The 1100-nt window shown below is 59.7% G+C and carries 2 protein-coding genes; both read left to right on the forward strand.

Annotated elements, in window-relative coordinates:
- Window positions 1–175 precede the first annotated feature (175 nt).
- Window positions 176–436, forward strand: a complete 261-nt coding sequence (locus FHD68_RS18655) for a hypothetical protein (protein WP_127898727.1) — start codon at window positions 176–178, stop codon at window positions 434–436.
- Window positions 437–571: 135 nt separating this feature from the next.
- Window positions 572–922 (forward strand): hypothetical protein, encoded by a 351-nt coding sequence (locus FHD68_RS18660; protein ID WP_127898728.1) that lies wholly within the window; start codon window positions 572–574, stop codon window positions 920–922.
- Window positions 923–1100 lie beyond the last annotated feature (178 nt).

Here is a 1100-nt window from a genome sequence, read left to right on the forward strand (position 1 = left end):
ATCGAACGAAGGATCCGGCTGCGGACCGCTGAGACGAGGTTTATCGAATACCGGAACAGATATGCAAACGAACGCGCGCAGAGGGAGGACCATCCTAGGCCTAACCCGATCGCGGATCTGGCCGATATCCCGCGGGTAATCTTGCCCGCGTGCCACCCCGATGCAGGACACTCTTATGACGAAAGAATACCCCTACACGACGGCAGCGCTTTCCCCGTTCCGGCACCGGATGGACCGGATGGCTTCGGCACTGAAATTGCATTGGCAGGGCATTCAGCAGTTGAGGGTCGCGCTGACCCGTCTGGAAGAGAGGCTAACAGTCCTGACCGAGGAAAACCGACATCTCCGGGAGCAAATCACCGAGGGAAACCGAAAGATCCGGGACCTGCAGATCACTTCGGACATTCTCAGCTCATTCACCTCGTCAGAAAGCTGAAACCTATCTTCGAGCGGACTATGGCCCGCATCCGGAGGAACCGTATGGTTGTGGCGATTGCCGCGAACCTTGAGGTTCATGCTGCGGCTGCTCTGCCCACAATTTCAAATCTGATCACCACCTTGGAGAACACCAATGACCGATACAACCGCGCCCAATACGGGCACCACCGTCTCGGTGGAGCAGGTTCACGACCTCATCGCGCAGTTGAGGACCTTCAACAACATTTTGGCCGAACTGCTCCGGGACCGCGATCAGCCGGCAATTTCGGACGTGATCCGGGATCACCTCATCGCGGTGCAGAGGATCGAGGCCAGCTTCACGGCCGCGACCGAGCATCTGATCGCCGCACTGCGTCGTCAGGAGGCGCTCGACCGGTCGTCTTGGGATCAGGCCATCTTGGAGAGGCTTGGACGGCTGGAGGCGCAGACCAACGAGGTCCTCGACCTCCTCGGGCACCCGATGCCCGGGCCGTCCGACGACTGACCCGGGCCGACATGATCCGCGCGGCGCATCATCAGGCTGATGCTTTCGGAGAACCCGTCACGGGGCTTCGCTTCATTGCCGATGAACTCGGGTCGCTGATGATCGTCCAGATCGGCAGTCAAATCTGGCAACACGCTGGAAGGTGCTTCGATCCCGTTGACCATGAACATCGGGCGGA

The sequence above is a fragment of the Paracoccus marcusii genome (assembly GCF_006151785.1).
Lineage (GTDB): Bacteria > Pseudomonadota > Alphaproteobacteria > Rhodobacterales > Rhodobacteraceae > Paracoccus > Paracoccus marcusii.